The following is a 24,518-nucleotide window of genomic DNA, read 5'->3' on the forward strand; positions in this document are numbered from 1 at the left end:
AACCAGTCGACCCATTCGAGGGTAGCGAACTCGACGGCCTCGAACGAGCGCCACGGCCCGCGCGGGTGAATGACCTCGGCCTTGTAGAGGCCGTTGATCGTCTCGGCGAGAGCGTTGTCGTAGGAATCACCGACACTGCCCACGGACGGCTCGACGCCGGCCTCGGCCAGCCGCTCGGTGTATTTGATCGAGACGTACTGGCTTCCTCTGTCGCTATGGTGGACGAGCCCGTTGCTCCGCACGGGCCGCCGCTCATGAAGAGCCTGTTCCAGCGCGTCGAGGACGAAGCCGGCATGGGCCGTGCGGCTGACACGCCAGCCCACGATACGCCGGGCAAAGGCGTCGATGACAAAGGCGGCATAGACGAAGCCCGCCCAGGTCGCCACGTAGGTGAAGTCGGAGACCCACAGCCTGTTCGGCGCCGGCGCCCGGAACTGGCGATTGACCCGGTCGAGCGGGCAAGGCGCCGCCTTGTCGCCACTCGTCGTTTTTATCCGCTTGCCGCGGATCGCCCCTTCCAGACCCATCTGGCGCATCAGCCGCGCTACCGTACAGCGGGCAACATCGAAGCCTTCACGCTTCAACTGCCGCCACAGCTTGCGCACGCCGTAGACCCGGAAGTTCTCCTCGTACACGCGCCGTATCTCGACCTTCAAGGCCTCATCCCGCTGCGCCCGAGCGGACAGCCGAGAAGGGTCGCGACGCCGGGCGACATGGTCACGGTAGGTGGACGGGGCGATCGGCAGCACCTTGCAGATCGGCTCGACCCCGTGAGCCTCCCGGTGATCGTCGATAAACGCGATCATCGCTTCAGTGGGCGGTCGAGCTCCGCCTGGGCAAAATAGGCGCTCGCCTTGCGCAGGATCTCATTGGCCTGCCTGAGCTCGCGAACCTCGCGCTCCAGCGTCCGTATCCGCTCGCGCTCGTCGGTCGTCGTACCAGCCCGCATGCCGCTGTCGCGCTCGGCCTGCCGGACCCAGCGCCGTAACGTCTCGCCCGTGCAGCCGATCTTCGCCGCGACCGAGTCGATCGCTGCCCATTGCGAGGCGTGCTCGCCCTGGTGATTCAAAACCAGACGGACCGCCCGCTCGCGAACCTCCGTCGGATACCGTGTCGATTGTGTTCCCATAACAGCTCCTTCTTCTCACAAGTCGGAGCCTCCGGGAAACTCGGCGCGGTTCATTTCGATCACAAGTTGATGCCAGAATTACCCGTGCTATCTATCAAAATATGCCGGTTCTGGTAGATCGAACCAATGATCTTCCATTAAAATCTTGGCCGATAAAGTACACGACGGCATTTCATATGACCAATGATTCTGAGCACTTTCGAACGCGGGATGAACTGGAAAATCGCGAGGGCGCTTGGCCGATTGGTGGAAATATCTTTGAAAGTGCCACTGGAAAATGGGTGCCATTATATGAAGGAAAGATGATTTGGCATTTCGACCATAGGGCGGCGTCGATCAAAATTAACCCGGAAAATCAATATCGCCCGGCCTACCCCGTTCAAACGAGCGCCGCACAGCACGCCGATCCACAATTCACCCCTAATCCACAATTTTGGGTGAAAGCAATTAATGAAGATAGAATGTTCATACCGACCTTGGCATTCAGAGATGTAACTAATCCAACAGATCATAGAACATTTGATGCCGCATTTATACCATATCAATATTGCGGAAATACTCTTTCGTTGCTGATCGGCGAGGGTATTGGAATATCCGAGATTTCATTGCTCGCCGGGAATCTCAATGCAATAATATTCGACTATGTAAGTCGTCAAAAAGTCCAAAAAAACCATCTAAACTGGTACATCGTCGAACAGCTTCCCGCCGTCCCACCCGACCGCTTCGACGCCGAGCACTTCGGCGCAAAGACTGCCGGCGAGATCGTGCGCGAGGCGGTGCTGGAACTGACCTACACGTCACACGACATGGCGCCCTTCGCCCGGGACATGGGGCACGTCGAGGCCGACGGGACCGTGAAGCCGCCCTTCATCTGGAACGACGAACGCCGCCTGCATCTGCGCGCCCGCCTCGACGCCGTGTTCTTCCATCTCTACGGCGTTACCGACCGCGAAGACGTGCGCTACGTCTTCTCGACCTTTCCGATAATTGAACGCCAGGACCGTGCCGCCTGGGGCGACTACCGGTCCTGCGAACTCTGCCTCGCCTACATGAACGCCCTCGCCGCCGGCCGCCCCGACGCGGAGGTGGCGCTGTAGCGGGGGCCGCTACCCGCCCTTACGGAAACGGCAGGCTGCCCTGCGGCGGCAGTGGCAGGTCGAACATGCCGACAACTTCGAACCGCCCTTCGGCCAGCTTTCGGATGTCGCGGTCGTCGGAGTAGATGCGCGTTGCCCCCTCGACCGCGGCAATGGCGACGATCTGGTCGTCGAACTTCGCCTTGGCGCGCGGCGTCTGGCCCCTCTTTCGGCCGCGGCCGCGCTCGGCCTGGGTCGCTGCGAACTCCACGGCAGCGCGTTCATCGAAACCGACGATCCGGACACGACTATGTCGCTTCAGCTTTTCGACGATCGTTCCTGTCGCTGGCCCCTCGCGGACCATCAGTTCGGCAAGCGTCGGGGTCGGTACAACGATCCGCGCGTCGTCAGTTGAAAGGGTTTCGACCAGGTGCGTGATCCGCGCGGCGCAATGCGCCAGCGGTTCGCGGGAACCGGGCTGACGGGGCGGCCTGGCCTGATCGTCGAACAGGTAGACCAGCACTGAGGTGTCCATCGCCACGATCAATGCGCGGTACCGTCGCCGTGCCGTTCGGCCAGGATCGTCGCCAGCGGATCGGCAACGTCCGCCCAGCTTCCGCTATAGGTCCGTCGGACGTCGGCGAACAGATCGTCGAGCGGCCGGTCGTCCAGGACTTCGAAATCGGCGATCCGGAACGTGCGCAGACGCCATGTCCCGGCCTGACGTTCCCATGTGCCTTCCCCGGTAACGCGGATGACGCCCGTCCGGAACTGCACCTTGAGACGGTCCGCCAGCTCGGGCGCGCAGGTCAGGCCGGTATGGATCGTGTCGCCGTCGCGCAGATGCACCGCGATGGCGTTGTCGTCGGTGCCCCCGATGCGGATTACCCGGCCGTCCATCGTGCCCGCTTGCCGGACTGTCAGCACACCTTGGGCCTCCGCCGGTTCCCCGCCCGGGAACGTCAGCACGACCGCCGCGCCTCTGCGCAACTCGCCGGTCGCTCGGTCCTCCGCCAGCATGTCGCCCAGCCTCGACAATGCCGATCGGGCGTCATTCGGCCCTTGCCCCCGGGCCACGTTGTCAAGCCGTGTCTGCACCGCCGGTGCCGCATTGTCGTCCACGCCCGCGACCAGCACCGTCGATCCCGCCTCGACGCCGACGAACTTCACGCCGGACGGCTCGCCAAACAGCGTCGCCAGGTGGCCCAGATAGCCCGCCAGCCGCGCCATGGGCAGCGTCTGCGGTGTGTGATGTCCCGCGATGCGAAACCGATACTCGGCAGTCATGGCACCTCTTCCGGCCGAACGGCCCGACCGTCATCCGAATGCCGAGATTACGCCTTTGCCACTCGCACGCAAAATCGTCGTGATGGCATTCTGTTCCCCTGTGACCTGGTTCGCGAAGATGGCACCGCCATTATGTCTGTTCACTTCGGCAAACCTGCGTCTTTCAGCAGGGCGGCCAGCCGTTGCGCCGGGTCCCGACCGAGGCCGTAGCGGCCCCGTCGGAACGAACTGAGGTGTCCCGCGGTCACGCCGATCTCACGGGCGACGCGGGCGCTGGTCCCGCGCGGCTGGTCGTCGACCCAAGACCCGAACGCCTTTCGCAATGCGCCGATATCGCATTGTCCGGTGGCGCCCGTCGCGTCGCTCGCAGCCCCCTCCCCGGATGGTATATTAATAGTGTCGCATCCGGTGCGACCGGCGAGGCTCCCGATTGCCGCGTGTCCGTTGCATGGTGTGCGACCGACCGTGTCATCCGGTGCGTCCGGCACAGTCGTAACAGTCGCATCGTGTGCGTCTTCCGGTCGTTGCCGGTGGGACTCATGTTTCGCTTCGGCTGCGGGCTTCGGCAGTTTCCATGTGCGGTATTCGGCTGACGGACGGCGATCAGCCAACGTGCCGAACATCGTCAGACGCCAGGCCGAGGCCTCGCGGTCGCCCAGCCCGAACCGCCCCGCCTTGGTGCGACGGAGAAATCCCTTGTCTTCCAGTTCTCGAAGCAGCTTGTGCGCATGGTTGGGCGAGCAGCCGAGACGGCTCGCCGCCTCACGGATGCCGAGCACGATGTCGCCGTTGTTCCGCCCGTTGTGCAGGCGCATCAACTCGATCAGCATGCATCGGCCGTTCAGCGACAAATGCTGCCAAGCTTCCGTTTGCATCAAGGTTTCTCCGAGGCGGACGTGCTTCGCGCCCAGCGGCTCGGCATGCTCGTACTGAGGGCTGGCCCCCTTTCGGCGGCCCATTATCAATTGCCATCCGTGACTTCCGACGTCGATCGCCGCGGCGCCGACATCCGCTGGTCCAGCCAGTCGTCGAGATCATTGGGGAGGTAGAGCGCGCGGCCACCGCAAAGGCGGTAGAGAGGTCCGCCGCCGGTCGTGGCCATTTTCTGAAGCGTTCGCCAGGAATAGCGCACGCCGCGCTTGGCCAGATGCTCCGCCGCCTCGCGCCGGTCGAGATATCGCATGGTCTTGTCTCCGGATCATGGTTGATCCGGCGATCGTGCGTCAGGTCGCGGCAGAGGTATAAGCTGCAAACCGCTGAAAATTCGGTGGGGTTTACGTGCCTTTTTTCGGCCGGCCAGGCCGTTCTGCGCCGAGTTGGCGTCCCAGCGAACGGCCCATCTTGAAAACCCGGACAAGGACCGACCGGCTGATCGGTTTCAGGCCCAGTTCCTCGCAGCACTGGCGATAGAAGCGCAGGAAGGTTGCCTCATCGGACAGCCCGGCGGGCGTTCCGAAAACATTCTGCCACGCCTTCGCCAGATCGACAGCGAACACCAATTCGGGACCGCCGCGGCGCGGCCGGCCGCCGGTCTGCGGTCGATTGGGATTGAGCGCGCCGCCTCCTGTGCCTGGCTTGAGGACGCGTCTCGGGTTCGATTTGGAACCGGTCAGGAAGGCGAGGAACCGCCAGTGCTGCTCGGATTCCGACAGGTGTTCAGCTTCTTCCCGGCATGATTCGATCGTCGGTTCAACGACTTCGACAAACATGTCGCCGCCGCGGACTTCCTCAGGATATTGGTATTCCAGCCAGCGGGCGTATTCGGAAACCATCCCTTCCAGTTCGCCATATCGCCGCCGGATTTCGACTGCCAGGCGGTGAAGTTCCGGTACCGCTCGATCCTGGCGGGCCTCTTCCCGGCGACCGAAGAACAGCCCTCGCCAGGCGTCCGCAATCCTGCGGACGAACGCGGCGCGGCTTTCCCTGTCGCCGACTCCCAGGTCCGCAAGTTCCCGCGCCAGCGTGTCGGCCACGCTATCGGGCAGGTCCGGCGGCTCGACCGGACCGTCTGGTTCGGGTGTCACTTGCCGGCGCCCGGCAGGGAGACCACGTCCGCGCTGTCATCGCCCGACGCCTTGGCGAGCCCGGCCAGCGCTACCGACGCCGCCCGCTCCGCCAGTTTGCGCTGCGCGTCGGTCGCCCAGTGGACGTAGCGCGCCGACATGGCGATGGTCGCGTGCCCCATGGCCGCCTGTATTTCCGCCGCCTGCGCTCCGGCCATGGCCATGTGCGAGGCCAGCGAGTGCCGCAGCCCGTGCAGCCCGATACCCTCGGGCAGTTCGGCCTCGACGCGGATTGTCCGCCACGGATGCGACAGGTCGACCGGCCCCGCCGGCTTCTCCGCAACCGTGCCTGCCTTCCTCGCCCTGCGGCCCTGGCCGGACGGCGCAGGCGGAAAGACGTAGTCGCCGGGCTCGCCCCCGGGCTGGCGGGCGATGATCGCCTGCGCCGCCGCGGGCAATTCGATCACCCGCGGCTTGCCGGTCCGCCGGCCGCTCTTGTGGCCCGCGGGCGGGATCACCAGCCGTCCAGCCTTCAGGTCGACCTGGCCCCATGTCAGGCCGGCAATCTCCCCTCGACGCGCGCCGGTCAGGGCAATGACGCGGATCGCCTCGGCCACGGGCGCTCGCAGCCGCTTCTCCGCCTGCATCCGGTCGAGCGTCTTGAACAGCCGCGCATAATCGTCCTTGCCTTCAAGAAAGGTCTCGCGCCGGCCCGCCGAGGGCAACTTCACGGCCGCTGCCGGATTGCCCGCGGCCAGGTCCTCCGATACCGCCCAGTTCAGGATTGCCCGCAACAGCCCGATCGTGTCCCGCGCCGTCGTCGCGCCGCCGGTGACGCGCGCGAGGCCGCGTTTCTTCGTCTTCACCTTGGCCGCCGTCTTGCCGGCCGTGATGTCGGCCAGCGCGCGCCGCACGTCCTCGGGGCGCAACCGGTCGACAAAGCTGCGCCCGAGCAGGGGGCGCAGGTGCCGTTCGATCCGTCCGCGGTCGATTGCCTGCGTCGAAGGGGCCTTTTCGAGGAACCGCGCCGAAGCCAGATAGCGGTCGAGCACGTCGTTGACCGTCAGCGCCGCGCGCGCCGTCGCCTTTTCGTCCAGCGGGTCGCGGCCTTCCTTGCGCGCCTGCCGCATCTGGTCGGCCCGTTCGCGCGCCTGGTCGGCCGTCCATTCGCCGTGCTTGCCGATGGTGGCCCGCCGCTCGCGCCCTTCGGCCGTCCTGTAGCGGTAGATGTAGCTCTTGACGCCGCTCGGCAGCACCAGCAGCCCGAAACCGGTGATCCGGTCATCCCAGACATAGTACCGCCGCGCCGGGTCCGGCGCCGACGCGTCCACCGTCCGCTTGGTGATCTTTGCCATACTTATCCCTCGCATGCCGTCGCCGACCGGTTCGCTGTGTCAGCACTGTGTCAGCGAAAACCGGAAAACCATGGTGATTTACCGTCTCACCACTACATGCGAAAGTAAGATATTAATCCTTTACCGGCAAGCGATTATCAAATCACGGTAAACGCCGTGTCAGCACTGGTAAGCCCTGTTCACCTACGTTGACATCGTAGGGGTCGCTGGTTCAATCCCAGCCGCGCCCACCATTTATCCCCCAACCATTGCCAATCGATCGACGACCCGATCCACGCCCGTCGCGCGGCCGCACTGTACGCGCTAGCATGATGGAGTCCGCGTGCACGAAGACGAGGCGACCGCCCCATGCCCGTGCGCTACGAGAAGAATGCCTATGATCCGCCCGACGCGAAGCGGGACGGCGTGCGCATTGTCGCCACGCGCTACTGGCCGCGCGGGCTGAAGCGGGAGGCGGCCGACCTCTATCTGCCCGATCTGGCGCCGTCGACCGGGCTGCTGCATGCCTTCCGGGATGAAGAAATCACCTGGCAGGCGTTCGCGAAGCGCTACCGCGAGGAGATGAAGAGCCAGACCTCCCATCTGCGCACGCTGCACTGGCTGAGCGAGCGTGCGGGGCGGCGGCTGACCGTCCTCTGCACGTGCGAGAGCGCCGAGCGCTGCCACCGCCGCCTGCTGGCCGGCCTGATCGAGAAAGCCGGCTGACAGAACGCCCGCGGGTCACGTGCCCGGAAATCGCCGTTCAAATCCACGACCCCGTCGACTAGATATCGGGAACATCCGTTCAGGGGCGCCGTGCGGGCGGCATGTGGGGAGACATGTCCGCCGTCGCGGCTTCGGCCGCCGCGCGCCGCGTCCCGGGCGACCGCAACATGGGGGAGGATATGACCCAACAAGCAAATGCCGCCACGCGTCCCGACTGCGACGTGGTCGTGGTGGGCGCGGGCTTCGCCGGGATCTACGCGCTGTGGACGGCGCGGCAGCGGGGCCTCGGCGTCCGCGGCTTCGAGAGCGCGTCGGACGTCGGCGGCACCTGGTACTGGAACGCCTATCCCGGCGCGCGCTGCGACGTCGACAGCTATTCCTACGCCTACTTCTTCGACAACGAGGTGGTGCGCGAATGGAGCTGGTCGGACATCTGCGCCCAGCAGCCGGAGATCCAGAACTACCTCCGCTTCGTCGCCGAACGCTGCGGCGTCATCGGTGACATCACCTTCGAGACCCGGGTCACCGGCGCCGAATATCTGGAGGAAGCCGGGTTCTGGCGGGTCCGCACCTCGGGCGGCGAGGAAGTCGTCTGCCGCTATCTCGTGCTCGCCGTCGGCGCGCTGTCGCAGCCCAAGGCGCCCGGCATCGAGGACGTCGACAGCTTCGCCGGCGAGGCCTATTTCACCTCGACCTGGCCCAGGGACCGCGAGGTCGACCTCCGCGGCAAACGCGTCGGCGTCATCGGCACGGGCTCGTCCGGCGTGCAGGCGATCCCCGAGATCGCCAGGGTCGCCAGCGAGGTCGTGGTCTTCCAGCGCACGGCGAACTTCGTCACGCCCACGGGCGGCGGCCCGATGGACCCGGAGAAGGTGGCCGGCCTGCGCCGGGATCCGCAGGCGGTGCGGCAGGGCATGCGCGAGACCTATGGCGGCACCTACCCGCCCAGCATGGGCGACAGGCGTTTCAGCGACCTGGACGAGGCGGGCCGGGAGCGCGAACTCTGGAAGGCCTGGGAGGGCGACTATGTCCAGCTCGCCTTCCTGGACGCCCACACGCCGGAAGCCAACGAGGCGATTTCCGCGTTCATCCGCCAGCGGATGCTGGAGCAGGTGAACGACCCCTGGACCGCCGAGCGGCTGGTGCCATGGGACCACCCCTATGGCGGCAAGCGGCCCTGCCGCAGCGACGTCTACCTGCAGACCTACAACCAGCCCCATGTCCGGCTGGTGCACCTGCCGGATACGCCGATCGAGCGCATCGCGCCCGAGGGCATCGTGACCACGGAGCAGACGTTCGAACTCGACGTGATCGTCTACGCGACCGGGTTCGACGCGCTTTCCGGCCCGGTCCGCGCCATGAACATCACCGGAATCGACGGCGTCCGGATGAACGACGTCTGGGCCGACGGGCCGGTGAACTATCTGGGGACGATGGTGCACGGCTTCCCGAACCTGTTCCTGCCGTCCAGCGCCATGTCGCCGTCAGTTCTGTCGAACATGGCGACCCTGGCGGAGCAGCAGGTCGACTTCATCTTCGATACCGTCGCCTGGCTGGAGGAGAACGGCCGGCCGGCGCTTCATCCCAGGGCGGAATCCCAGGATTTCTGGGCCGACGAGACCCTGCGCTACGCGAAGCGCGTGCCCGGCGCCCTGACCACGGACAGCTGGTACAACGGCGCCAACGTGCCGGGCAAGCCGCGCCGCTACATGGTCTACCGCGGCGGCTTCAAACGCTACAACGAGACCTGCTACGCCGAACTGGAGAACGGCTTTCCGGGCTATGAACTGATCGCCCCGGAAGCCGCCTGACGCGGCCGCAGGGACCGCCGCGCCGGCAGTGCGGCGGTCCCTGCGCATTGCGCTTGCGTTTCCGCGCGTCCGGTCCGCCTAATGGCGCGCCCCGATCCCTTGTGAAGTCAGGGGCATCCCCGCCAACTCTTTCCAGACCGGAAGGTTCAAGGAAATGCGTACGCTCATCATCGTCATGGGCCTGACGGCGCTGGTCTCGTTCGGGGCCCGCGCCGAGAATCTCTACTTTCTTCTCATCAACCAGAGCAGCGCGGACATCGTCGAATTCCACGTTTCGCCGCCCCACGAGTCCCGCTGGACCGACAATCTGATCCCGGACGGCTACGTCCTGCCGGCCGGCAACGAGGTCGAGGTCGCCATCGAGGACGGGGCGGATCACTGCGCCTACGACATCCGCGCGGTGTTCGCCGACGGCGAGGTCTTCGAAGAGTACGATACCGACCTCTGCGAACTGGGGGAGTGGACCTTCACCGACTGAACCGCCGCGATCCTGCGGGCTACGCGCGGGACTGATTTCGCTACTCGCGGGTCAGCGTTGTCATCCTTTCATGGCATCGGGCGCCGTCCTTTGGCATACTCCGCCCGCGCCGGGCCGCGTAATGGCCCGGCCGGGGAGGCATTCGATGACGATTTTTGCAGACACGCCGGCCGGCTGCGGCCGGCATGAACGAGGCGGCGCATGAGCGGCCCGCTGGAGGGCATCCGCGTCCTCGACCTGACGCGCTTCGCCGCCGGTCCGCACGCGACGCAGATGATGGGCGATTCCGGCGCCGACGTGGTCAAGGTCGAGGGCCTGACCGGCGACGGCATGCGCATGGCCGATTCCAAGGTCGGCAAGCCCGACAGCATGTTCTTCATGACCATCAACCGCGCCAAGCGCAGCCTGTCGGTCGATCTGCGCAACGAGGACGGCAAGGCGGTGCTGCGGGACCTTGTCGCCCGGGCCGACATCCTGGTGGAGAACTTCCGTCCCGGCGTCATGGAGGATATGGGCTTCGGCTGGGAGACGCTGCAGGAAATCAATCCGCGGCTGATCCTGGTCCGGGTCTCCGGCTTCGGCCAGGACGGGCCCTGGGCCAAACGCGCCTCCTACGATCCGGTGATCCAGGCGCTGTCCGGTTTCCAGGAGCTGACGGGGCCGCCCGACGGCCCGCCCACTGTCTGCGGCACGGTCGTGACGGACTATCTCACCGGCCTGCACGCCGTGATCGGCGCGGTCACCGCGCTGCAGGGACGCGAGCGTACCGGCCGCGGCCAGTGGGTCGACGTCTCCATGCTGGACGCGGCGACGAGCCTGCTGATGACAGCCATCCCCGAGTACCTCCATCTCGGTCAGGTCCGGACCCGGCGCGGCAACAAGAACCCGGTTTCCGTCCCGTCGCACTGCTTCGAGTGCGCCGACGGCCGGTTCGTCCACATCACCGCCTGGACCGATGGCGAGTTCGCCAAGCTGTCCAAGGCGATGGGGATGCCGGAACTGCTGGAGGATCCGCGCTTCGCCGACATCGACAGCCGGGTCGCCAACGAGAAGGCGATCGAGAAGATCATCGCCGACTGGATGATGCAGTTCGACGCCGCCGAGGTCGAACGCCGTTTGATGGCGATGAGCCTGCCGGCGGCGCGGGTCGCGACCATCGCCGAGGTCGCCGAGAACCCGCAATTGCAGCATCGGGGACACATCGTCGAGGTGGAGCACGCCAGCCAGGGACGTCTCCCGGTGGCGGGGCCCGCGATCCGTTATTCCGACAGCCCCTTGCCTGCGGTGCACAAGGTACCGATGCTGGGCGAGCACAGTGCCGAGGTGCTGCGCGAGTGGCTGGACTACGACACGGCGCGCATCGACGCGCTGGAGACGGCCGGCGTGATCCGGACGGCGGCAGGGGGCCGCTGACCGGGGGCGCCGACCGGACGCAACGGGCCGGCGGCAGCCGCCGGGGCGCATCGTTCGTGGGGGAACGGTGGGCCGGCGCGGCGGGAATGCGGCCGGGCGCCGAAGCGTCAGAGGCCGGCGACGGTCGCCGGCATTCGTGCAACGGGCGCCAAGCCCACAACGGGGAGGAGAAGACATGCAGACCCTGATCAGGAATATCGCGCCGGTGGCGTTCGCGGCGGCGCTTGTCGTCGTCGGCGTCTCGCAGGCCCGCGCCGAATGCGACGAGGTCTTCACGCTGAAGTACCACAACGCCTATCCGCCGACGCTGGCGCTCTACAACAAGGTCGGCGCCGGCTTCAAGGAGCGCGTCGAGAAGTGGTCCGACGGCTGCATCAAGTTCGAGAACTATGATTCCGGCGCCCTGACCTCGGTTGCCGGCATGGTCGACGCCACCGACCAGGGCATCATCGACATCAGCCACAGCTGGGGTGCGTTCTACGTCGGCGACATCCCGGAAGGGGACATCGAGATCGGCCTGCCGCTGGCCTGGGGCGAGACCTACGAAGCCTATGACGCCTACTACAACCGCGGTCTGAAGGAAGTCATCGCGGAGGCCTATGAGAGCCGCTTCAACGTCAAGCACTTCCCCTCGATCATCGGGCTGGAATACGTCATCGCCACCCGCGAGGAGATCAGCGGTCTCGAAGACCTGAAGGGCATGAAGCTGCGCGCGCTCGGCGTCTACGGCGAAATGGTCCAGGAGCTCGGCGCGTCCGCAGTGGTCATCCCTGGCGGCGAGCTCTACTCGGCGCTGCAGCTCGGCACCATCGACGGCCTGATCTACGGCGCCGAAGCCATCGTCGCCCAGGGCCTGCAGGAGTTTCTGAAGACCGCGATCGTGGAGCCGAACCTGAACGCCGGCGCCGGGCACTGGCTGTTCAACCGCGACACCTGGGAGAGCCTGCCGCCGCACCTGCAGAACGTGATCAACATGGCCGTTGATTACGGCAACCTGGCCGGCGCCATGGACTACCGGGTCGTCGAGGCCAAGAACATCGGTGTCCTGGCGAACGATGGCGTCAAGCTGCTCGAACTGTCCGGCGAGGAACAGGCGCGGCTGAACGGGATCGCCGTCGAGATGTGGAACAAGATCGCGGAGCGTTCCGAACTCGCCGCCAAGGGTGTCGAGATCGTGAAGCAGCAGCAGCGTGAGTTCGGCCAGATCGACTGACGCAACCGGTTCCGGCGGCGGCCGTACGGCCGCCGCCGGAACCATGCCGGCCGCCGGCCCCGGAACGGGCCGGCGTTCCGGATGTTCCCAATCCTGGAGAATGGCCCGATGGATCGGCTGAAGTCGATCGACAGGATCAGCGGCTGGATGTCGGTGATCTCGTCCTGGACGCTGCTCGCGATGACCCTGATCGTCGGCTTCGAGGTAGGCGCCCGCTACCTCTTCAACAGCCCGACGATTTGGGCCTGGGACGTCAACGTGCAGCTGATGGTGCTGCTGCTCATGTTCGGCGTCGCCGAGGCCTACCGCCGCGACGCCCATGTGCGCGTCGACATCCTGACCGGTGCGCTGCCGCCGCGCGGCCGCGCCATTCTCGACGTGCTCTACGCGCCGGTCTTCTTCCTGATCACGGTGATCATCGTCTGGACCGGCTGGGAGTATTTTCACCAGGCCTTCGAGCGCGGCCAGACCGCGCCCACGATCCTGGCCCCGCCGCTCTGGCCCATCAAGTTCGCCATACCGCTGGGCGGCGCGGTCCTGTTGCTGACGGGCGTGGCGAAGCTGATCCGTGACCTGCGCGTCGCCTTCCGCGGCGACGAAGGCGAGAGCGGCGAGGGCGGACGATGAGCCCGGAACTGATCACCATCCTGATCTTCGCCAACCTGATCCTCTTCCTGGCGACGGGCTTTCCGGTCGCCTTCTCCCTGATCGGCATCTCGCTGATCTGGATCCTGATCCTGCACGGCGACCGGGCGCTCGGCATGGTGCCCTCGACCATCTTCGACACCGCCACGACCGACATCTTCATCGCGGCGCCACTGTTCATCTTCATGGCGATCGCGCTCTACCGCGTCGGCATCGGCAACCTGATCTACGAGGCGATCCATCACTGGACCGCCGGCGTGCCCGGCGGACTCGCCATCGGCACGGTCGCGGCGGCCGCACTGATCGCCGCCATGACCGGCATCGGCGGCACGGCGGTCCTCGTCCTCGGCGTGCTGGCCATCCCGGAGATGATCCGACGAGGCTACAATGTCCGTCTCGCCATCGGCGGTCTGCCGCCGGGCGGCGCACTGGGCGTGTTGATCCCGCCCACCGTGATCGGCGTGCTGCTGGGCGGCTTCACCGGCATTCCGGTCGGGCATCTCTTTTTCGGCGCAGCCGTGCCCGGCCTGCTGATCGCCGTGCTGTTCTGCATCTACATCCTGATCCGCTGCACGATGAACCCCGAACTGGCGCCGCGACTGGCAAAGGAGGATCGGCCGCCGATGCGCGAGAAGCTGATCGCGACCAGCCGTATCGCCTTGCCGATGGTGCTGATCGCCGTGGTCCTCGGCAGCATCTGGCGCGGCGTGGCGACACCGTCGGAAGCCGCGGGCATCGGCGCGCTCGGCACGCTGGTGATCGCATTGGGCATGGGCCGGCTGAGTTTCCGTGCGCTCAGGGAGATGCTGACCGACGCGGGCCAGGTTTCGGTGATGGTTCTGACCCTGGTCGTCGGCGGCGCGCTCTTTTCGCGCCTGCTGCAGTTTTCCGGATCGGCGCGGATGATCTCCGAGATGATGGTCGGCATCGATGTCGGCGTCTACGGCACGCTGCTGATCTTCCTCGGCCTGGCGATCCTGCTGGGCATGTTCATCGATGGCGCGGCGATCATCTTCATCGTCACGCCGATCATGATGCCGGTGGTCGAATCCATGGGCATCCATCCCGTCTGGTTCGGCGTCATGCTGATGATCGCGGTGGCGATCGGCTATGTGACCCCGCCCTTCGGCATGAACCTGTTCTACCTGAAGGGGATCATAGAGCAGATCAAGGGCACCCCCGGCTGCGAGGCGCTCAACCGCGTCGGCGTCCGCGACATCTGGATGTCGTGCCTGCCCTATGTCGTGGTGATGATCCTGGCGCTGGGGCTGGTGCTGCTGTTCCCGGGGCTGGCGACCTGGCTGCCGGGCCACATGTAGGCTGCGCCCGGCCGGGGAGGGCCGGACGCCGGAAACAACGAACCGGGGAGGAGTGAAGACATGGCCGAGGAAGTCATCAAGGCGGGCGGGACCCCGCATTATCCGGAGGGCGTGGCGGTCGTGGTCGGCGGTTCGGGCGGCATCGGCCGCGGCTGCTGTGAACGGCTGGCCGCGCACGGCACGGACGTCGCGCTGACCTACCGCAACAACAAGGCCAGGGCCGACGACGCCGTGGCCGCCATCGAGGCGGCGGGCCGGAAGGGCCACGCGGCGGCGCTCGACCTTTCCGACCGGGAGGCGGTCGTCCGCTATTTCGACGACGTGGCCGGGCGCTTCGGCGCTATCCACACCGTCGTCTTCGCTGTCGGCGCCGACATCACCATGGCCTATGTCGGCGACATCGACCCCGACGAGTGGGAACGTACGATCGAAGGCGACCTGAACGGCTTCTACCGCGTTTTCCGGGCCAGCCTGCCGCACCTTCGCAAGCAGGGCGGTTCCTATGTGGCGCTGACGTCGGCCGGCATTCCCCGTCATCCGCCGCGCGACATCCTGTCGACCGTTCCGAAGGCGGGCATCGAGGCGCTGGTGCGCGGCATCGCCCGCGAGGAAGGCCGCTACGGCATCCGCGCCAACGCAATCCAGCTCGGCGTGATCGACGCCGGCCTGTTCGACCGAATCAGGGAGCAGGTCTCCGACAAGTTCGTCGAGGCGATGAAGAACAACACCGCGCTGCGCCGCTTCGCCTCGGCGCACGAGGTCGGCGACGCCGCCGTCTACCTCTCGTCGTCGGTCGGCAGCTTCATCACCGGCCACAGCCTGCTCTTCGACGGCGGCTACGCGGTCTGACAGAACAAGACGCTCACCATACAGGGAGGGACGGCCATGACGGAGAGGAAGGGCATACTGCCCTCCATGCGCCTCGACGGCATGACGGCGCTGGTCACCGGCGCCGGCCGCGGCATCGGGCGCGGCTGCGCCCAGGCGCTGGCGGAAGCGGGTGCGGAGGTGATCTGCGTCTCGCGGACCCGCTCCGAACTGGAGGAACTGGTCGCCGACATCGAGGCGCTTGGCGGCAAGGCCCGGGCGGAGACCTGCGACGTCTCGGAACCCGGCCAGATCGAGGCGCTTTTCGAAGGGCTGGAGCGGCTCGACGTGCTGGTCAACAACGCCGGCATGAGCACGGTCCATCCGGTCACGGAGATCCCGGTCGAGAACCTGGACCGCATGCTGAACGTCAACTGCCGCGGCATGGTGCTGGTCGCCAAGGGCGCGGCGCGCATCATGGAGCGCCAGCAGAGCGGCGTGATGATCAATCTGTCCTCGACCTACGGCAAGGTCGGCCGCGCGACCAACTCGGTCTACGCCGCTACCAAGCACTTCGTCGAAGGCTTCACCAAGTCGATCGCGCTGGAGCTGGCCCCGAAAGGTGTCCGTGTCTGCGCCATCGGCCCGACCGCGATCGAGACGCCGATGACCACCGACCGGCTGAACGACCCCGTCTACGGGCCGGATCTGCTGTCGCGCATCCCCATGGGCCGCTTCGGTCAGGTACAGGACGTCGTGGGCGCGGTGGTCTTCCTCGCCTCGCCGGCCGCGGCGCTGATCACCGGTACCACGATCATGGTCGACGGCGGCTGGACGGCGCAGTAGCCGGCCTGGACCGCTTTGCTGAGAATCCTTCGCATTGACGCTCGACGGTCAGGGACGACGGAACTAGTTTCCGCTTCATGACGGAGAACATGATCGATGCGGGCGTCCTCCGGGTCGCCTACCGGGAATTCGGACCGGCCGATGGCTGGCCGGTCATTCTCGGACACGGCTTTCCCTATGACGTGCGCGCCTACCGGCAGTCGGCGCCGATCCTGGCCGATGCGGGCGCGCGGGTGATCGTGCCCTGGCTGAGGGGCTACGGGCCGACGCGTTTCCTGTCCGGCGACACGCCCCGCTCGGGCGAGCAAGCCGCGCTCGGCGCCGACCTGAAGGCGCTGATGGACGCGCTTGAGATCGAGCGCGCGGTCCTCGCCGGCTATGATTGGGGCGGGCGCGCCTGCTGCATCGTCGCCGCACTCTGGCCGGAACGGGTGACCGCGCTGGTGTCGGGCAATTCCTACAATATCCAGCACATCGCCCGCGCCATGGAGCCCGGCCCCGCCTGGCTGGAGGCGCAGCTCTGGTACCAGTACTATTTCCATTCGGATCGCGGCCGGCGCGGGCTGGAGGAGAACCGCCGCGACGTCATCCGCTATCTCTGGCGCACCTGGTCGCCGACCTGGTATTTCGGCGATCCGGCCTTCCAGGCTTCGGCGCCGAGCTTCGACAATCCGGACTTCGTCGACGTGGTCATTCACTCCTACCGCCACCGCTACGGCCTGGTCGACGGCGACCCGGCGGTCGCCGACATCGAAGCGCAACTGGCGAAGCAGCCCGACATCGGGGTTCCGGCAATCACCATCGACGGCACCGCCGACCCGCTGGCCGCCGACACCTCCGCCCATGCGCCCAAATTCACCGGCCCGCACGAGCACCGCTTCTTCGACAATGCCGGCCACAACCTGCCACAGGAGCGGCCCAGCGACTGGGCCACGGCGGTACTCGACGCCCGCGCGATGGCCTCCGCCTGACCCGATCCGTCAGCGCTCCAGATGGGGCTTCATGTCCGCGCGCCCGAGCAGCCGCCGTGTTTCCCGCTCCACCAGCCGCGCCAGCCTGAGGGCCGGAAAACCCATCATGTGCCGCGCCGTCTGGGTGGCGGCGACCTCCTCGTAGCTGGCGATCAGCCCGTCCTTCAGATGGCAGATCGAGACCCCCTCGAAGCCGGCGCGCACGCCCTTCGAATCCGGCAGACGCGAATCCCAGCTGAACAGGTACCGGGCATAGCCGACGCCGCCCTGTTCCACCGGTTCGTGGAAGGTCCAGCGGAAATTCTCCCCGTCCCGGTGGAAGAAATCCGAGAACAGGCGCGCGATCTCCGCCCTGCCCTCGAACGCGCCGTAGAAGTCATCGTGATAGACGCCGTCCGGCGTGAAACACGCGGCGGCCTCCTCGAATGCGCCGCGGCACACCGCATCGCCCATGCGGCCGATCAGGTCTTCGAATGACATCGTGCTTCCTCCCCAGGAAATGAAGACGGCAACGCTAGGCCGCCCTGCCCGGGCTGTCCATTCGCCGCCGCCCTGACCGGGATCGACTTGCGTGCGCCGGCCGATGGCATTATCCCGTTGACGCAAACGTAAGTCCGTCTTCGGGGGAGCGAAGCCCATGAACGTCACCGCCGCGCCCGCCCGGCACGCCGATGCAGCCGTCGAGAATTTCGACGTGCTGATCGTCGGCGCCGGCATTTCCGGCATCGACGCCGCCTACCACCTGCAGCAGCACTGCCCGGACAGGAGCTTCGTCCTGCTGGAAAACCAGGAGAGCTTCGGCGGCACCTGGCTGACGCACAAATATCCCGGCATCCGCTCCGACAGCGACCTGTTCACCTTCGGCTATTCCTGGAAGCCCTGGGTCGACAAGCCGATCGCGACCGCCGACAAGATCATGCGCTATCTCGACGAGGCGCTGGACGAGCAGGACATCCGCCGCCACATCCGTTTCCGCCATCAGGTGAAGGCCGCCCGCTGGTCGAGCGCCGACAAGCGCTGGTCGGTCGAAGTGCTGGACAAGGAGTCCGGCGAAATCCGCCGTTTCTCGGCCAGTTTCCTGTGGATGTGCCAGGGCTATTACCGTCACGAGGAAGGCTACAAGCCGGACTTCCCCGGCCAGGACAGCTTCAGGGGACAGATCGTCCATCCCCAGGAATGGCCCGAGGATCTGGACTATGCAGGCAAGAAGGTCGTCGTCATCGGCTCCGGCGCGACCGCGGCGACGCTGATCCCGGCGATGGCGGAGAAGACGGCGCACATCACCATGCTGCAGCGTTCGCCGACCTATTTCTTCGCCCGGCCCAACGAGAACGAGCTCGCCACGCAGCTCCGCGAACTCGACATCCCGCAGGAGTGGATCCACGAGATCGTCCGCCAGAAGATCCTGAAGGACCAGCGCATGATCCAGACGCTGTCCTTCACCCAGCCGGATTTCCTGAAGGACCAGCTGCTCGGCGCGGCGAAGGAACATCTGGGCGAAGATTTCGACTACGAGACCCACCTGACGCCCAGCTACCGCCCCTGGCGGCAGCGCCTCGCGCTGATCCCGGACGGCGACCTATACACGGCGATCAGGGCGGGCAAGGCCTCCATCGTCACCGACGAGATCGAGAGCTTCACCGAGACCGGCATCCGCCTGAAGTCCGGCGAGGAGCTGGAAGCCGACATCATCGTCACGGCGACCGGCTTCAACTTCTGCATCCTGGGCGACGTGGAGATCGAGATCGACGGGCGGAAGCTCGACTTCGCCGAGACGGTGACCTATCGCGGCGTGATGTATTCCGGCGTGCCCAACATGGCCTGGGTGTTCGGCTATTTCCGGGCGAGCTGGACCCTGCGCGCCGACCTGATCTCGGGCTTCGTGACGCGGCTGCTGAACCACATGGCGGACAAGGGCGCGGAGATGGTCGTGCCGACGCTCCGCGACGAGGACCGGGGCATGAACTTCGGTCCCTTCATCGACCCGGAGAACTTCAATCCCGGCTACGTCATGCGCTCGCTGCACCTGCTGCCAAAACAGGGCGACCGCGATCCCTGGCGCTTCGAGCACGATTACTTCGCCGAGAAGGACGTCCTGCCGGTGGCCGAACTGGACGACGGGGTGCTGATCTACCGGTAGTCCCACATGGCGCGCGGGGGATGGCATGGCCGGCCCGCGCGCATTCGGGGGCGGGCTGGAGACCAACGGACCGTGGGTCCGGACAAGCTCGTCCAGCCGGAGGACTGATTGACTGGTCCAATCAACGCTGTCGCCCTTGGACCCCGGATCAAGGTCCGGGGCAGGCTTGATCCAAGGGCCCGGCGAACCAATGAACTGGGTCCTGGGGTCAAGCCCCAGGACGCCAAGTGTATCCCTCCACCCCTTCGTGGAACGACCTAGATGCCCTTGCGGCTGGCGAAGGCAGTCACCAGCGTGCCGTCGTCGAGATAGTCGAGCTCGCCGCCGACGGGCACGCCGCGCGCCAGCCGGGTGATCTCGACGCCGCTTTCTTCCAGCCGCTCGGTGATGTAGTGGGCCGTGGTCTGTCCGTCGACGGTGGCGTTGGTGGCCAGGATGATCTCGGTGACCGCCGGGTCGGCGGCGCGCGGAATCAGACTCTCGATGTTCAGATCCTCGGGGCTCACCCCGTCCAGCGCGGAGAGCACGCCGCCCAGGACGTGATAGCGGCCGCGGAAGGCGGAAGCGCGTTCCAGCGCCCAGAGGTCGCCGACCTGTTCGACGACGCAGATGATCGCCGGGTCGCGCCGCGGGTCGGCGCAGATCTCGCAGGGGTTCACGGTGTCGACATTGCCGCAGGTCGCGCAGACGCCGACCGATTCGGCGGTCTGGGCCAGCGCCTCGGCCAACGGCAGCATCACCGTTTCCTTGCGCTGGATCATATGGAGCGCCGCGCGCCGCGCCGAACGCGGACCGAGTCCGGGCAGCTTGGCCAGCAGCCTGATCAGGCGTTCGACATCGGCGGCGGCCATGGTTCAGTGACGCTCCAGATCCGGCGTCTTCAGAACGGCAGCTTCATGCCGGGCGGCAGGTCCAGCCCGCCGGTGACTTCGCTCATCTTCTCCTTGGCCGCCCCGTCGGCGCGGCGCTTGGCGTCGTTCAGCGCCGCCACGACCAGATCCTCGACCATCTCGGGGTCTTCGGGGTCGAGCAGGGAGGGATCGATCTTCACCTTCTGCACCGCGCCCTTGGCGGTCATGGTGACCTTGACCATGCCGGCTCCGGCCTCCCCGGTGACCTCCAGTGTCTCCAGTTCGGCCTGCAGGGATTCCATCTTCTCCTGCATGGCCTTGGCCTGTTTCATCAGGTTGCCGAGATTCTTCATCCGTCTTCGTTCTCCTCGTCATCCGGAGCGGGGGGGACCGGCTCGGCGTCAAGCTCCGCCCGGCCGATCACGAACGCCTTCGGAAAATACTTCTTCACCTCGCGGACCAGCGGATCGTCCTCGTCGGAAGCCTGGCGCTGCGCCGCCGCGTCCCGGCGCTGCTCGGCAACGGTCGGCTCGCCCCCGGCATTGGAAATGATAACACCCCAGCGCGCCCCGGTCCGCTGATTCAGCCAGTTGACCAGCCGCTGGCTGAAATCAGCCGGCGCACCGTCGGTCAGCGCGATTTCCAGACGGCCGGGCTGATAGCTCACCAGCCGGACATGGTTCTCCAGATGGCCCAGCAGGCCGATCTCCTTGGCGTCGTCGACGAACTGCAGCAACGCCTGGAAGTCCTGCGGCAGCGGCGGCCCGTCCGGTTCCGGCGCCGCCTGCGGAGAGGGGCGGGAGACCGCCTGCGCCTGCGGCCTGGACCCGCCGCCGCTATTGCCGCTGCGGGGCGGCTGCGGCTGCGGGGGCTGACCCTGTGCCGGGGCGCCGTCGCCCTGCTGCAGACGGCGCATCAGGTCCGCCGGATCGGGCAGGTCGGACGCGTAGGCCAGGCGGATCACCGACATCTCGGCTGCGGCGATCGGCGATGGCGCGTTGCGCGCTTCGGCCAGGGCCTTCAGCAGCATCGACCATGCGCGGGACAGCACCGGCATCGACAGCGCCGCCGCCATGGCCTGACCCTTCTCCCGCTCCTCGGCGGCGCGCGCCTCGGGCGGTTCGTGGCCCGGCGCCAGCTTCTCCGCCGACAGCCAGTGGGTCACTTCCAGCAGATCCTGCAGGATCATCTGCGGGTCCGCGCCGGCGTCGTAGAGTTCCCGCAGCAGGGTCAGCGCTTCGGCGCCCTCCCCCTTCATCGCCGCCTCGTAGAGCTCCAGCACGCGGCGGCGGTCGGCGAGTCCCAGCATGTCGCGGACCAGCGCCTCGCCGGCCTGCCCGCCGCCATGGGCGATGGCCTGATCCAGCAGGGAAAGCGCGTCGCGGACCGACCCTTCGGCGGCGCGCGCCAGTAATTGCAGCGCGCCTTCGTCAACGGCCGCGCCCTCGCTGTCGGCGATCGATTTCAGGTGCCGGATCAGGCCGTCCGCCGGCACCCGTTTCAGATCGAAGCGCTGGCAGCGCGACAGCACCGTCACCGGCACCTTGCGGATCTCGGTGGTGGCGAAGATGAAGACGACGTGCGCCGGCGGCTCCTCCAGCGTCTTCAGCAGCGCATTGAAGGAGTTGTTCGACAGCATGTGGACCTCGTCCACGATGTAGACCTTGAAGCGGCCCTGGACGGGCAGATAGGGCACGCCGTCGAGCAGTTCCCGCATCTGTTCGACCTTGGTGCGGGAGGCGGCATCCAGTTCCTGGACGTCGATGTGCCGCCCTTCGGCGATATCGCGGCAGTCCTTGCAGGTCCCGCAGGGCGTCATGGTCGGGCCGTCGGCCGAGCCGCAGTTGAGCGCCTTGGCAATGATCCGCGCGGTCGTCGTCTTGCCCACGCCGCGCACGCCGGTGAGCATGTAGCCGTGGTGCAGACGCTTGTGCTCGATGGCATTCGAGAGGGTGCGGACCAGCGCGTCCTGGCCGATCAGTTCGTCGAAGCTCTGGGGGCGGTACTTGCGTGCGAGAACCTGATAGGGCGCTGGACCGGCCTCTGTCATCGTCCCTGCACGGCTCCATGGAGTGATCGGGCGGGAGATTGCCCGGCGACCCGGACCGGATTCGTTACGGCTGCTTCCTTCCGGATCTGACCGGGTTGGCGAGCGGTCCGTCCGCAGGCAACCTCCCGGGCCGTATATCGCAAGGAAGTCCCCCCCATTTCAAGGGGAGTCAGCCGCCCAGTTCGCGTCCCCTGTCGCGGGCGGCCAGAACCGCCTTTTCCATCAACGGCTTCAGGCCGCCTTCGGCCATCAGCACCTTCAGCGCCGCCTCGGTCGTGCCGCCGGGGCTGGTGACATTGACGCGAAGCTGCGCCGGGCCCTCGTCCGCATCCCGCGCCAGGCAACCGGCGCCGTAGACCGTCTGCAGCGCCAGCTTTGCCGACAGCGCCGCCGGCAGGCCCGCCGCCTCGCCCGCCGCGGCCAGACATTCGATCATGTGGAAGACATAGGCCGGACCGGAACCGGAAACCGCCGTCACCGCGTCCATCTGGCTCTCGTCCTCGACCCATGCGACTTCGCCCACCGCCGCCAGCAGTTCGCCGGCGCGGACCTTCATCGCCTTGGTGACGTTCGGATTCGGGCAGGCGACCATCATCCCCTTGCCCACCGCCGCCGGCGTGTTGGGCATGGTGCGCACGATCGCCGCGTCGCCGCCCAGTGCGCCTTCGAAGAAGCCGATGGTGGTGCCCGCGGCGATGGAGAGGAACTGCGTCTCCGGCGACCTGAAACGGGCATAGGCCGGCGCGACGTCGGCCATCATCTGCGGCTTCACCGCCAGGATCACGCAGTCGGGGGCGAATCCGTCCGGGACGTCGTCCGCGGCGGACACGACGGTGACACCCTTCGCCTTCAACGCCGTCTGCGCGGCCTCGGCCGGCTCCACGATCACCACCGTCCGCGGATCGGTACCGCGCGCCAGCCAGCCGTCCAGCATGGCGCCGCCCATCTTGCCGCAACCGACGAGAAGCAGTCCGTTGGCCATCATCGTCTCCCCGAAATCCCCGCAGAATCATTCGGCGTCCTCGGGCCTGACCCGAGGACCCATGTATCCATCAACGCAGGACTGGGCCCTCGGATCAAGTCCGAGGGCGCCGTCGATGCAAAGGCCGGTGTTCCCGTCTCAGACCTGCACGAAGTCGGCGCAATAGGGGTTCGTCATGCGCTCGTTGCCGAAGGTCGACGTGTCGCCATGACCGGGCACGAAGGTGACATCGTCGCCCAGCGGCCATAGCTTCTCCCGGATCGAGGTGATGAGCTGCTGATGGTTGCCGCGCGGGAAATCTGTGCGCCCGACCGAGCCGCGGAACAGCACGTCGCCGACGATGGCGATCTTCGAGGGCTCGTGGAAGAAGATCACGTGGCCCGGCGTGTGGCCCGGGCAATGGCGGACCTGCAGCGTCATGGTGCCGACGGTGACCTCGTCGCCGTCTTCCAGCCAGCGGTCCGGCGTGAAGGAGCGGGCATGGCCGAAGCCGAAACGCTGCGCCTTCTCGTCGAGACGGTCGATCCAGAAGGTCTCCTCCTTCTGCGGCCCCTCGATCGGCAGCTCCAGCTTCTCGGCCAGTTCCGCCACCGCACCGGCATGGTCGAGATGTCCGTGGGTGACCAGGATCTTCTCCAGCCTGACGCCGTTCTCCTTCGCCACCTCCAGCAGGCGCTCGGCGTCGCCGCCGGGGTCCGTCAGGGCGCCCGCCATGGTCTCCGGATCCCAGATGACGCAGGCGTTCTGGCGGAAGGGCGTGACGGGCACGATGGCGACTTTCATGGACTTCTCCCCTTGGCTGTCATGCAGATGTAGCGGCCCCCGCCGCGCGCGTGAAGAGGCGGCGATTGACGCCCGCCATGCCCTGGGGCATCTGACGCCGGTTCCAGGGGAGGGAGCGCATGATTCGCAACGAGATCAGGGCCACGCCGATCTTCTCCGACCACATGCCGATCCGTGTGGTGGAGAAGGCGAACGGCCGCTACGTGCTGGAGACGGAGTTCAGCGACTATCACCTGAACGCCGCCGGGTCGGTCCATGGCGGCATGCTGTCGGCCTTCCTGGACTGCGGGCTGGCCGGCGGCGGCGCTTCGGCGGTCGATGACGGTAGGGGCAAGTACGGCGTCACCATGACCATGACGGTCAACTTCGTGCGCGAGGCCCGGCCCGGGCTGCTGCGCTGCGAGGCGGTGGTGATCGGCGGCGGCCGGGCGACCAAGTTCGTCGAGGCGAAGCTCTACGATGACGGGCCCGGCGCGGTGGCGACCGCCAGCGGCGCGGTCAGGGTGATCGACCTGTAATTGTACAACTACTATTCGTTGTTGGGCTGGGTTTCCATAGTGGCACCTTTCGGTGGCTCACGGCCTGCGGTCGACTCTAGTGGAGCGAATCTAACTCTTGGTGCCCGCGTTTGACGGCTTCGATGATCCTGTCGGG

Annotated in this window: 26 protein-coding genes, 1 other RNA gene and 1 other annotated feature; of the genes, 13 read left to right on the top strand and 14 right to left on the bottom strand. The window is 66.7% G+C overall.

The window, feature by feature from the left end:
- Positions 1-1,129, bottom strand: a protein-coding gene (locus tag CWC60_RS15900) for an IS3 family transposase (RefSeq protein WP_420891140.1) whose coding sequence is annotated in 2 segments (ribosomal slippage) — positions 1-835 and positions 835-1,129 — 1,130 coding nt annotated over the 2 segments. Because the reading frame shifts where the segments join, the coding sequence is not laid out codon by codon here. This gene is flagged as partial in the annotation.
- Positions 732-848 (bottom strand) — a sequence feature (AL1L pseudoknot). Its footprint overlaps the gene before it by 117 nt.
- 176 nt (positions 1,130-1,305) lie before the next feature.
- Between CWC60_RS15900 and CWC60_RS23325 the strand changes: the two genes are divergently transcribed.
- Positions 1,306-2,226, top strand: coding sequence for a thioredoxin domain-containing protein (locus CWC60_RS23325; RefSeq protein ID WP_125182806.1), 921 nt, complete (start codon positions 1,306-1,308; stop codon positions 2,224-2,226).
- A gap of 19 nt (positions 2,227-2,245) precedes the next feature.
- Here the strand turns inward: CWC60_RS23325 and CWC60_RS15910 are convergent, their stop codons facing one another.
- The 6 genes from CWC60_RS15910 to CWC60_RS15935 all read right to left on the bottom strand — a co-directional run bounded on the left by CWC60_RS15910 (position 2,246) and on the right by CWC60_RS15935 (position 6,850).
- On the bottom strand, positions 2,246-2,740 hold the full coding sequence (locus tag CWC60_RS15910) for a type II toxin-antitoxin system VapC family toxin (RefSeq protein ID WP_125182807.1): 495 nt from the start codon (positions 2,738-2,740) through the stop codon (positions 2,246-2,248).
- Positions 2,741-2,748: 8 nt separating this feature from the next.
- The gene (locus tag CWC60_RS15915) at positions 2,749-3,492 is read right to left on the bottom strand and encodes an MFS transporter (protein ID WP_109796341.1); all 744 of its coding nucleotides are present in this window, start codon (positions 3,490-3,492) and stop codon (positions 2,749-2,751) included.
- A gap of 140 nt (positions 3,493-3,632) precedes the next feature.
- Positions 3,633-4,367, bottom strand: a complete 735-nt coding sequence (locus CWC60_RS15920) for a GntR family transcriptional regulator (RefSeq protein ID WP_125182808.1) — start codon at positions 4,365-4,367, stop codon at positions 3,633-3,635.
- A gap of 86 nt (positions 4,368-4,453) precedes the next feature.
- Entirely contained in the window at positions 4,454-4,675 is a 222-nt protein-coding gene (locus tag CWC60_RS15925) for a hypothetical protein (protein ID WP_109794926.1), read from the bottom strand.
- Between the two features lie 91 nt (positions 4,676-4,766).
- A complete protein-coding gene (locus tag CWC60_RS15930; RefSeq protein WP_125182809.1) occupies positions 4,767-5,465 on the bottom strand; it encodes a hypothetical protein in 699 nt (232 codons plus the stop codon).
- A gap of 47 nt (positions 5,466-5,512) precedes the next feature.
- Positions 5,513-6,850: a site-specific integrase gene (locus CWC60_RS15935; RefSeq protein WP_164516586.1), complete on the bottom strand. Its 1,338-nt coding sequence runs from the start codon at positions 6,848-6,850 to the stop codon at positions 5,513-5,515.
- A gap of 348 nt (positions 6,851-7,198) precedes the next feature.
- Between CWC60_RS15935 and CWC60_RS15945 the strand changes: the two genes are divergently transcribed.
- The 10 genes from CWC60_RS15945 (at position 7,199) to CWC60_RS15990 (ending at position 17,058) form a co-directional block, all read left to right on the top strand.
- Complete coding sequence (locus CWC60_RS15945; RefSeq protein ID WP_109794929.1) at positions 7,199-7,555, top strand: DUF488 domain-containing protein; 357 nt, start codon at positions 7,199-7,201, stop codon at positions 7,553-7,555.
- Positions 7,556-7,734: 179 nt separating this feature from the next.
- Positions 7,735-9,366, top strand: coding sequence for a flavin-containing monooxygenase (locus CWC60_RS15950; RefSeq protein WP_164516587.1), 1,632 nt, complete (start codon positions 7,735-7,737; stop codon positions 9,364-9,366).
- Positions 9,367-9,520: 154 nt separating this feature from the next.
- Positions 9,521-9,844, top strand: coding sequence for a hypothetical protein (locus tag CWC60_RS15955; protein ID WP_206419967.1), 324 nt, complete (start codon positions 9,521-9,523; stop codon positions 9,842-9,844).
- 201 nt (positions 9,845-10,045) lie between these two features.
- On the top strand, positions 10,046-11,257 hold the full coding sequence (locus tag CWC60_RS15960; RefSeq protein ID WP_109794931.1) for a CaiB/BaiF CoA transferase family protein: 1,212 nt from the start codon (positions 10,046-10,048) through the stop codon (positions 11,255-11,257).
- Positions 11,258-11,432: 175 nt separating this feature from the next.
- Positions 11,433-12,470 (top strand): TRAP transporter substrate-binding protein DctP, encoded by a 1,038-nt coding sequence (gene dctP, locus CWC60_RS15965; protein WP_109794932.1) that lies wholly within the window; start codon positions 11,433-11,435, stop codon positions 12,468-12,470.
- 108 nt (positions 12,471-12,578) lie between these two features.
- Positions 12,579-13,097, top strand: a complete 519-nt coding sequence (locus tag CWC60_RS15970) for a TRAP transporter small permease subunit (RefSeq protein ID WP_164516588.1) — start codon at positions 12,579-12,581, stop codon at positions 13,095-13,097.
- Positions 13,094-14,434, top strand: a complete 1,341-nt coding sequence (locus CWC60_RS15975) for a TRAP transporter large permease (protein ID WP_109794934.1) — start codon at positions 13,094-13,096, stop codon at positions 14,432-14,434. The genes CWC60_RS15970 and CWC60_RS15975 overlap by 4 nt, the downstream gene beginning before the upstream one ends.
- Positions 14,435-14,494: 60 nt before the next feature.
- A complete protein-coding gene (locus CWC60_RS15980) occupies positions 14,495-15,283 on the top strand; it encodes an SDR family NAD(P)-dependent oxidoreductase (RefSeq protein WP_109794935.1) in 789 nt (262 codons plus the stop codon).
- Positions 15,284-15,319: 36 nt separating this feature from the next.
- Entirely contained in the window at positions 15,320-16,087 is a 768-nt protein-coding gene (locus CWC60_RS15985; RefSeq protein ID WP_109794936.1) for an SDR family NAD(P)-dependent oxidoreductase, read from the top strand.
- Between the two features lie 77 nt (positions 16,088-16,164).
- Positions 16,165-17,058, top strand: a complete 894-nt coding sequence (locus tag CWC60_RS15990; protein WP_109794937.1) for an alpha/beta fold hydrolase — start codon at positions 16,165-16,167, stop codon at positions 17,056-17,058.
- Positions 17,059-17,067: 9 nt separating this feature from the next.
- Here CWC60_RS15990 and CWC60_RS15995 read toward each other — a convergent pair whose 3' ends face one another.
- Positions 17,068-17,538 carry a nuclear transport factor 2 family protein gene (locus CWC60_RS15995; protein WP_164516589.1) on the bottom strand — a complete coding sequence of 157 codons (471 nt, stop codon included), beginning with the start codon at positions 17,536-17,538 and terminating at the stop codon, positions 17,068-17,070.
- Between the two features lie 157 nt (positions 17,539-17,695).
- Between CWC60_RS15995 and CWC60_RS16000 the strand changes: the two genes are divergently transcribed.
- A complete protein-coding gene (locus tag CWC60_RS16000) occupies positions 17,696-19,198 on the top strand; it encodes a flavin-containing monooxygenase (protein ID WP_109794939.1) in 1,503 nt (500 codons plus the stop codon).
- A gap of 257 nt (positions 19,199-19,455) precedes the next feature.
- Here CWC60_RS16000 and recR read toward each other — a convergent pair whose 3' ends face one another.
- The 6 genes from recR to CWC60_RS16030 form a co-directional block, all read right to left on the bottom strand.
- Positions 19,456-20,049, bottom strand: a complete 594-nt coding sequence (recR, locus tag CWC60_RS16005; protein ID WP_109794940.1) for a recombination mediator RecR — start codon at positions 20,047-20,049, stop codon at positions 19,456-19,458.
- A 29-nt stretch (positions 20,050-20,078) separates the two neighbouring features.
- A complete protein-coding gene (locus CWC60_RS16010) occupies positions 20,079-20,402 on the bottom strand; it encodes a YbaB/EbfC family nucleoid-associated protein (protein WP_109794941.1) in 324 nt (107 codons plus the stop codon).
- On the bottom strand, positions 20,399-22,099 hold the full coding sequence (locus CWC60_RS16015) for a DNA polymerase III subunit gamma/tau (protein ID WP_109794942.1): 1,701 nt from the start codon (positions 22,097-22,099) through the stop codon (positions 20,399-20,401). The genes CWC60_RS16010 and CWC60_RS16015 overlap by 4 nt, the downstream gene beginning before the upstream one ends.
- A 30-nt stretch (positions 22,100-22,129) precedes the next feature.
- An RNA gene (gene ffs / locus CWC60_RS16020) (signal recognition particle sRNA small type) lies at positions 22,130-22,225 on the bottom strand.
- Positions 22,226-22,268: 43 nt separating this feature from the next.
- On the bottom strand, positions 22,269-23,081 hold the full coding sequence (proC, locus tag CWC60_RS16025; RefSeq protein WP_109794946.1) for a pyrroline-5-carboxylate reductase: 813 nt from the start codon (positions 23,079-23,081) through the stop codon (positions 22,269-22,271).
- A gap of 138 nt (positions 23,082-23,219) precedes the next feature.
- Positions 23,220-23,864 carry an MBL fold metallo-hydrolase gene (locus tag CWC60_RS16030; protein WP_109794943.1) on the bottom strand — a complete coding sequence of 215 codons (645 nt, stop codon included), beginning with the start codon at positions 23,862-23,864 and terminating at the stop codon, positions 23,220-23,222.
- A 119-nt stretch (positions 23,865-23,983) separates the two neighbouring features.
- On the opposite strand from CWC60_RS16030, the gene CWC60_RS16035 reads away from it, so the two are divergent.
- The gene (locus CWC60_RS16035) at positions 23,984-24,382 is read left to right on the top strand and encodes a PaaI family thioesterase (RefSeq protein ID WP_109794944.1); all 399 of its coding nucleotides are present in this window, start codon (positions 23,984-23,986) and stop codon (positions 24,380-24,382) included.
- Positions 24,383-24,518: the final 136 nt, after the last annotated feature.

The sequence above is a fragment of the Minwuia thermotolerans genome, from assembly GCF_002924445.1.
GTDB lineage: Bacteria > Pseudomonadota > Alphaproteobacteria > Minwuiales > Minwuiaceae > Minwuia > Minwuia thermotolerans.

Bases quoted from the DNA above. Each gene is read 5' to 3' on its own strand.
- CWC60_RS23325 (WP_125182806.1), top strand. From the start codon at position 1,306: ATGACCAATGATTCTGAGCACTTTCGAACGCGGGATGAACTGGAAAAT.
- CWC60_RS15910 (WP_125182807.1), bottom strand. From the start codon at position 2,740: ATGGACACCTCAGTGCTGGTCTACCTGTTCGACGATCAGGCCAGGCCG.
- CWC60_RS15915 (WP_109796341.1), bottom strand. From the start codon at position 3,492: ATGACTGCCGAGTATCGGTTTCGCATCGCGGGACATCACACACCGCAG.
- CWC60_RS15920 (WP_125182808.1), bottom strand. From the start codon at position 4,367: ATGCAAACGGAAGCTTGGCAGCATTTGTCGCTGAACGGCCGATGCATG.
- CWC60_RS15925 (WP_109794926.1), bottom strand. From the start codon at position 4,675: ATGCGATATCTCGACCGGCGCGAGGCGGCGGAGCATCTGGCCAAGCGC.
- CWC60_RS15935 (WP_164516586.1), bottom strand. From the start codon at position 6,850: ATGGCAAAGATCACCAAGCGGACGGTGGACGCGTCGGCGCCGGACCCG.
- CWC60_RS15945 (WP_109794929.1), top strand. From the start codon at position 7,199: ATGCCCGTGCGCTACGAGAAGAATGCCTATGATCCGCCCGACGCGAAG.
- CWC60_RS15950 (WP_164516587.1), top strand. From the start codon at position 7,735: ATGACCCAACAAGCAAATGCCGCCACGCGTCCCGACTGCGACGTGGTC.
- CWC60_RS15955 (WP_206419967.1), top strand. From the start codon at position 9,521: ATGCGTACGCTCATCATCGTCATGGGCCTGACGGCGCTGGTCTCGTTC.
- CWC60_RS15960 (WP_109794931.1), top strand. From the start codon at position 10,046: ATGAGCGGCCCGCTGGAGGGCATCCGCGTCCTCGACCTGACGCGCTTC.
- dctP (WP_109794932.1), top strand. From the start codon at position 11,433: ATGCAGACCCTGATCAGGAATATCGCGCCGGTGGCGTTCGCGGCGGCG.
- CWC60_RS15970 (WP_164516588.1), top strand. From the start codon at position 12,579: ATGGATCGGCTGAAGTCGATCGACAGGATCAGCGGCTGGATGTCGGTG.
- CWC60_RS15975 (WP_109794934.1), top strand. From the start codon at position 13,094: ATGAGCCCGGAACTGATCACCATCCTGATCTTCGCCAACCTGATCCTC.
- CWC60_RS15980 (WP_109794935.1), top strand. From the start codon at position 14,495: ATGGCCGAGGAAGTCATCAAGGCGGGCGGGACCCCGCATTATCCGGAG.
- CWC60_RS15985 (WP_109794936.1), top strand. From the start codon at position 15,320: ATGACGGAGAGGAAGGGCATACTGCCCTCCATGCGCCTCGACGGCATG.
- CWC60_RS15990 (WP_109794937.1), top strand. From the start codon at position 16,165: ATGACGGAGAACATGATCGATGCGGGCGTCCTCCGGGTCGCCTACCGG.
- CWC60_RS15995 (WP_164516589.1), bottom strand. From the start codon at position 17,538: ATGTCATTCGAAGACCTGATCGGCCGCATGGGCGATGCGGTGTGCCGC.
- CWC60_RS16000 (WP_109794939.1), top strand. From the start codon at position 17,696: ATGAACGTCACCGCCGCGCCCGCCCGGCACGCCGATGCAGCCGTCGAG.
- recR (WP_109794940.1), bottom strand. From the start codon at position 20,049: ATGGCCGCCGCCGATGTCGAACGCCTGATCAGGCTGCTGGCCAAGCTG.
- CWC60_RS16010 (WP_109794941.1), bottom strand. From the start codon at position 20,402: ATGAAGAATCTCGGCAACCTGATGAAACAGGCCAAGGCCATGCAGGAG.
- CWC60_RS16015 (WP_109794942.1), bottom strand. From the start codon at position 22,099: ATGACAGAGGCCGGTCCAGCGCCCTATCAGGTTCTCGCACGCAAGTAC.
- proC (WP_109794946.1), bottom strand. From the start codon at position 23,081: ATGGCCAACGGACTGCTTCTCGTCGGTTGCGGCAAGATGGGCGGCGCC.
- CWC60_RS16030 (WP_109794943.1), bottom strand. From the start codon at position 23,864: ATGAAAGTCGCCATCGTGCCCGTCACGCCCTTCCGCCAGAACGCCTGC.
- CWC60_RS16035 (WP_109794944.1), top strand. From the start codon at position 23,984: ATGATTCGCAACGAGATCAGGGCCACGCCGATCTTCTCCGACCACATG.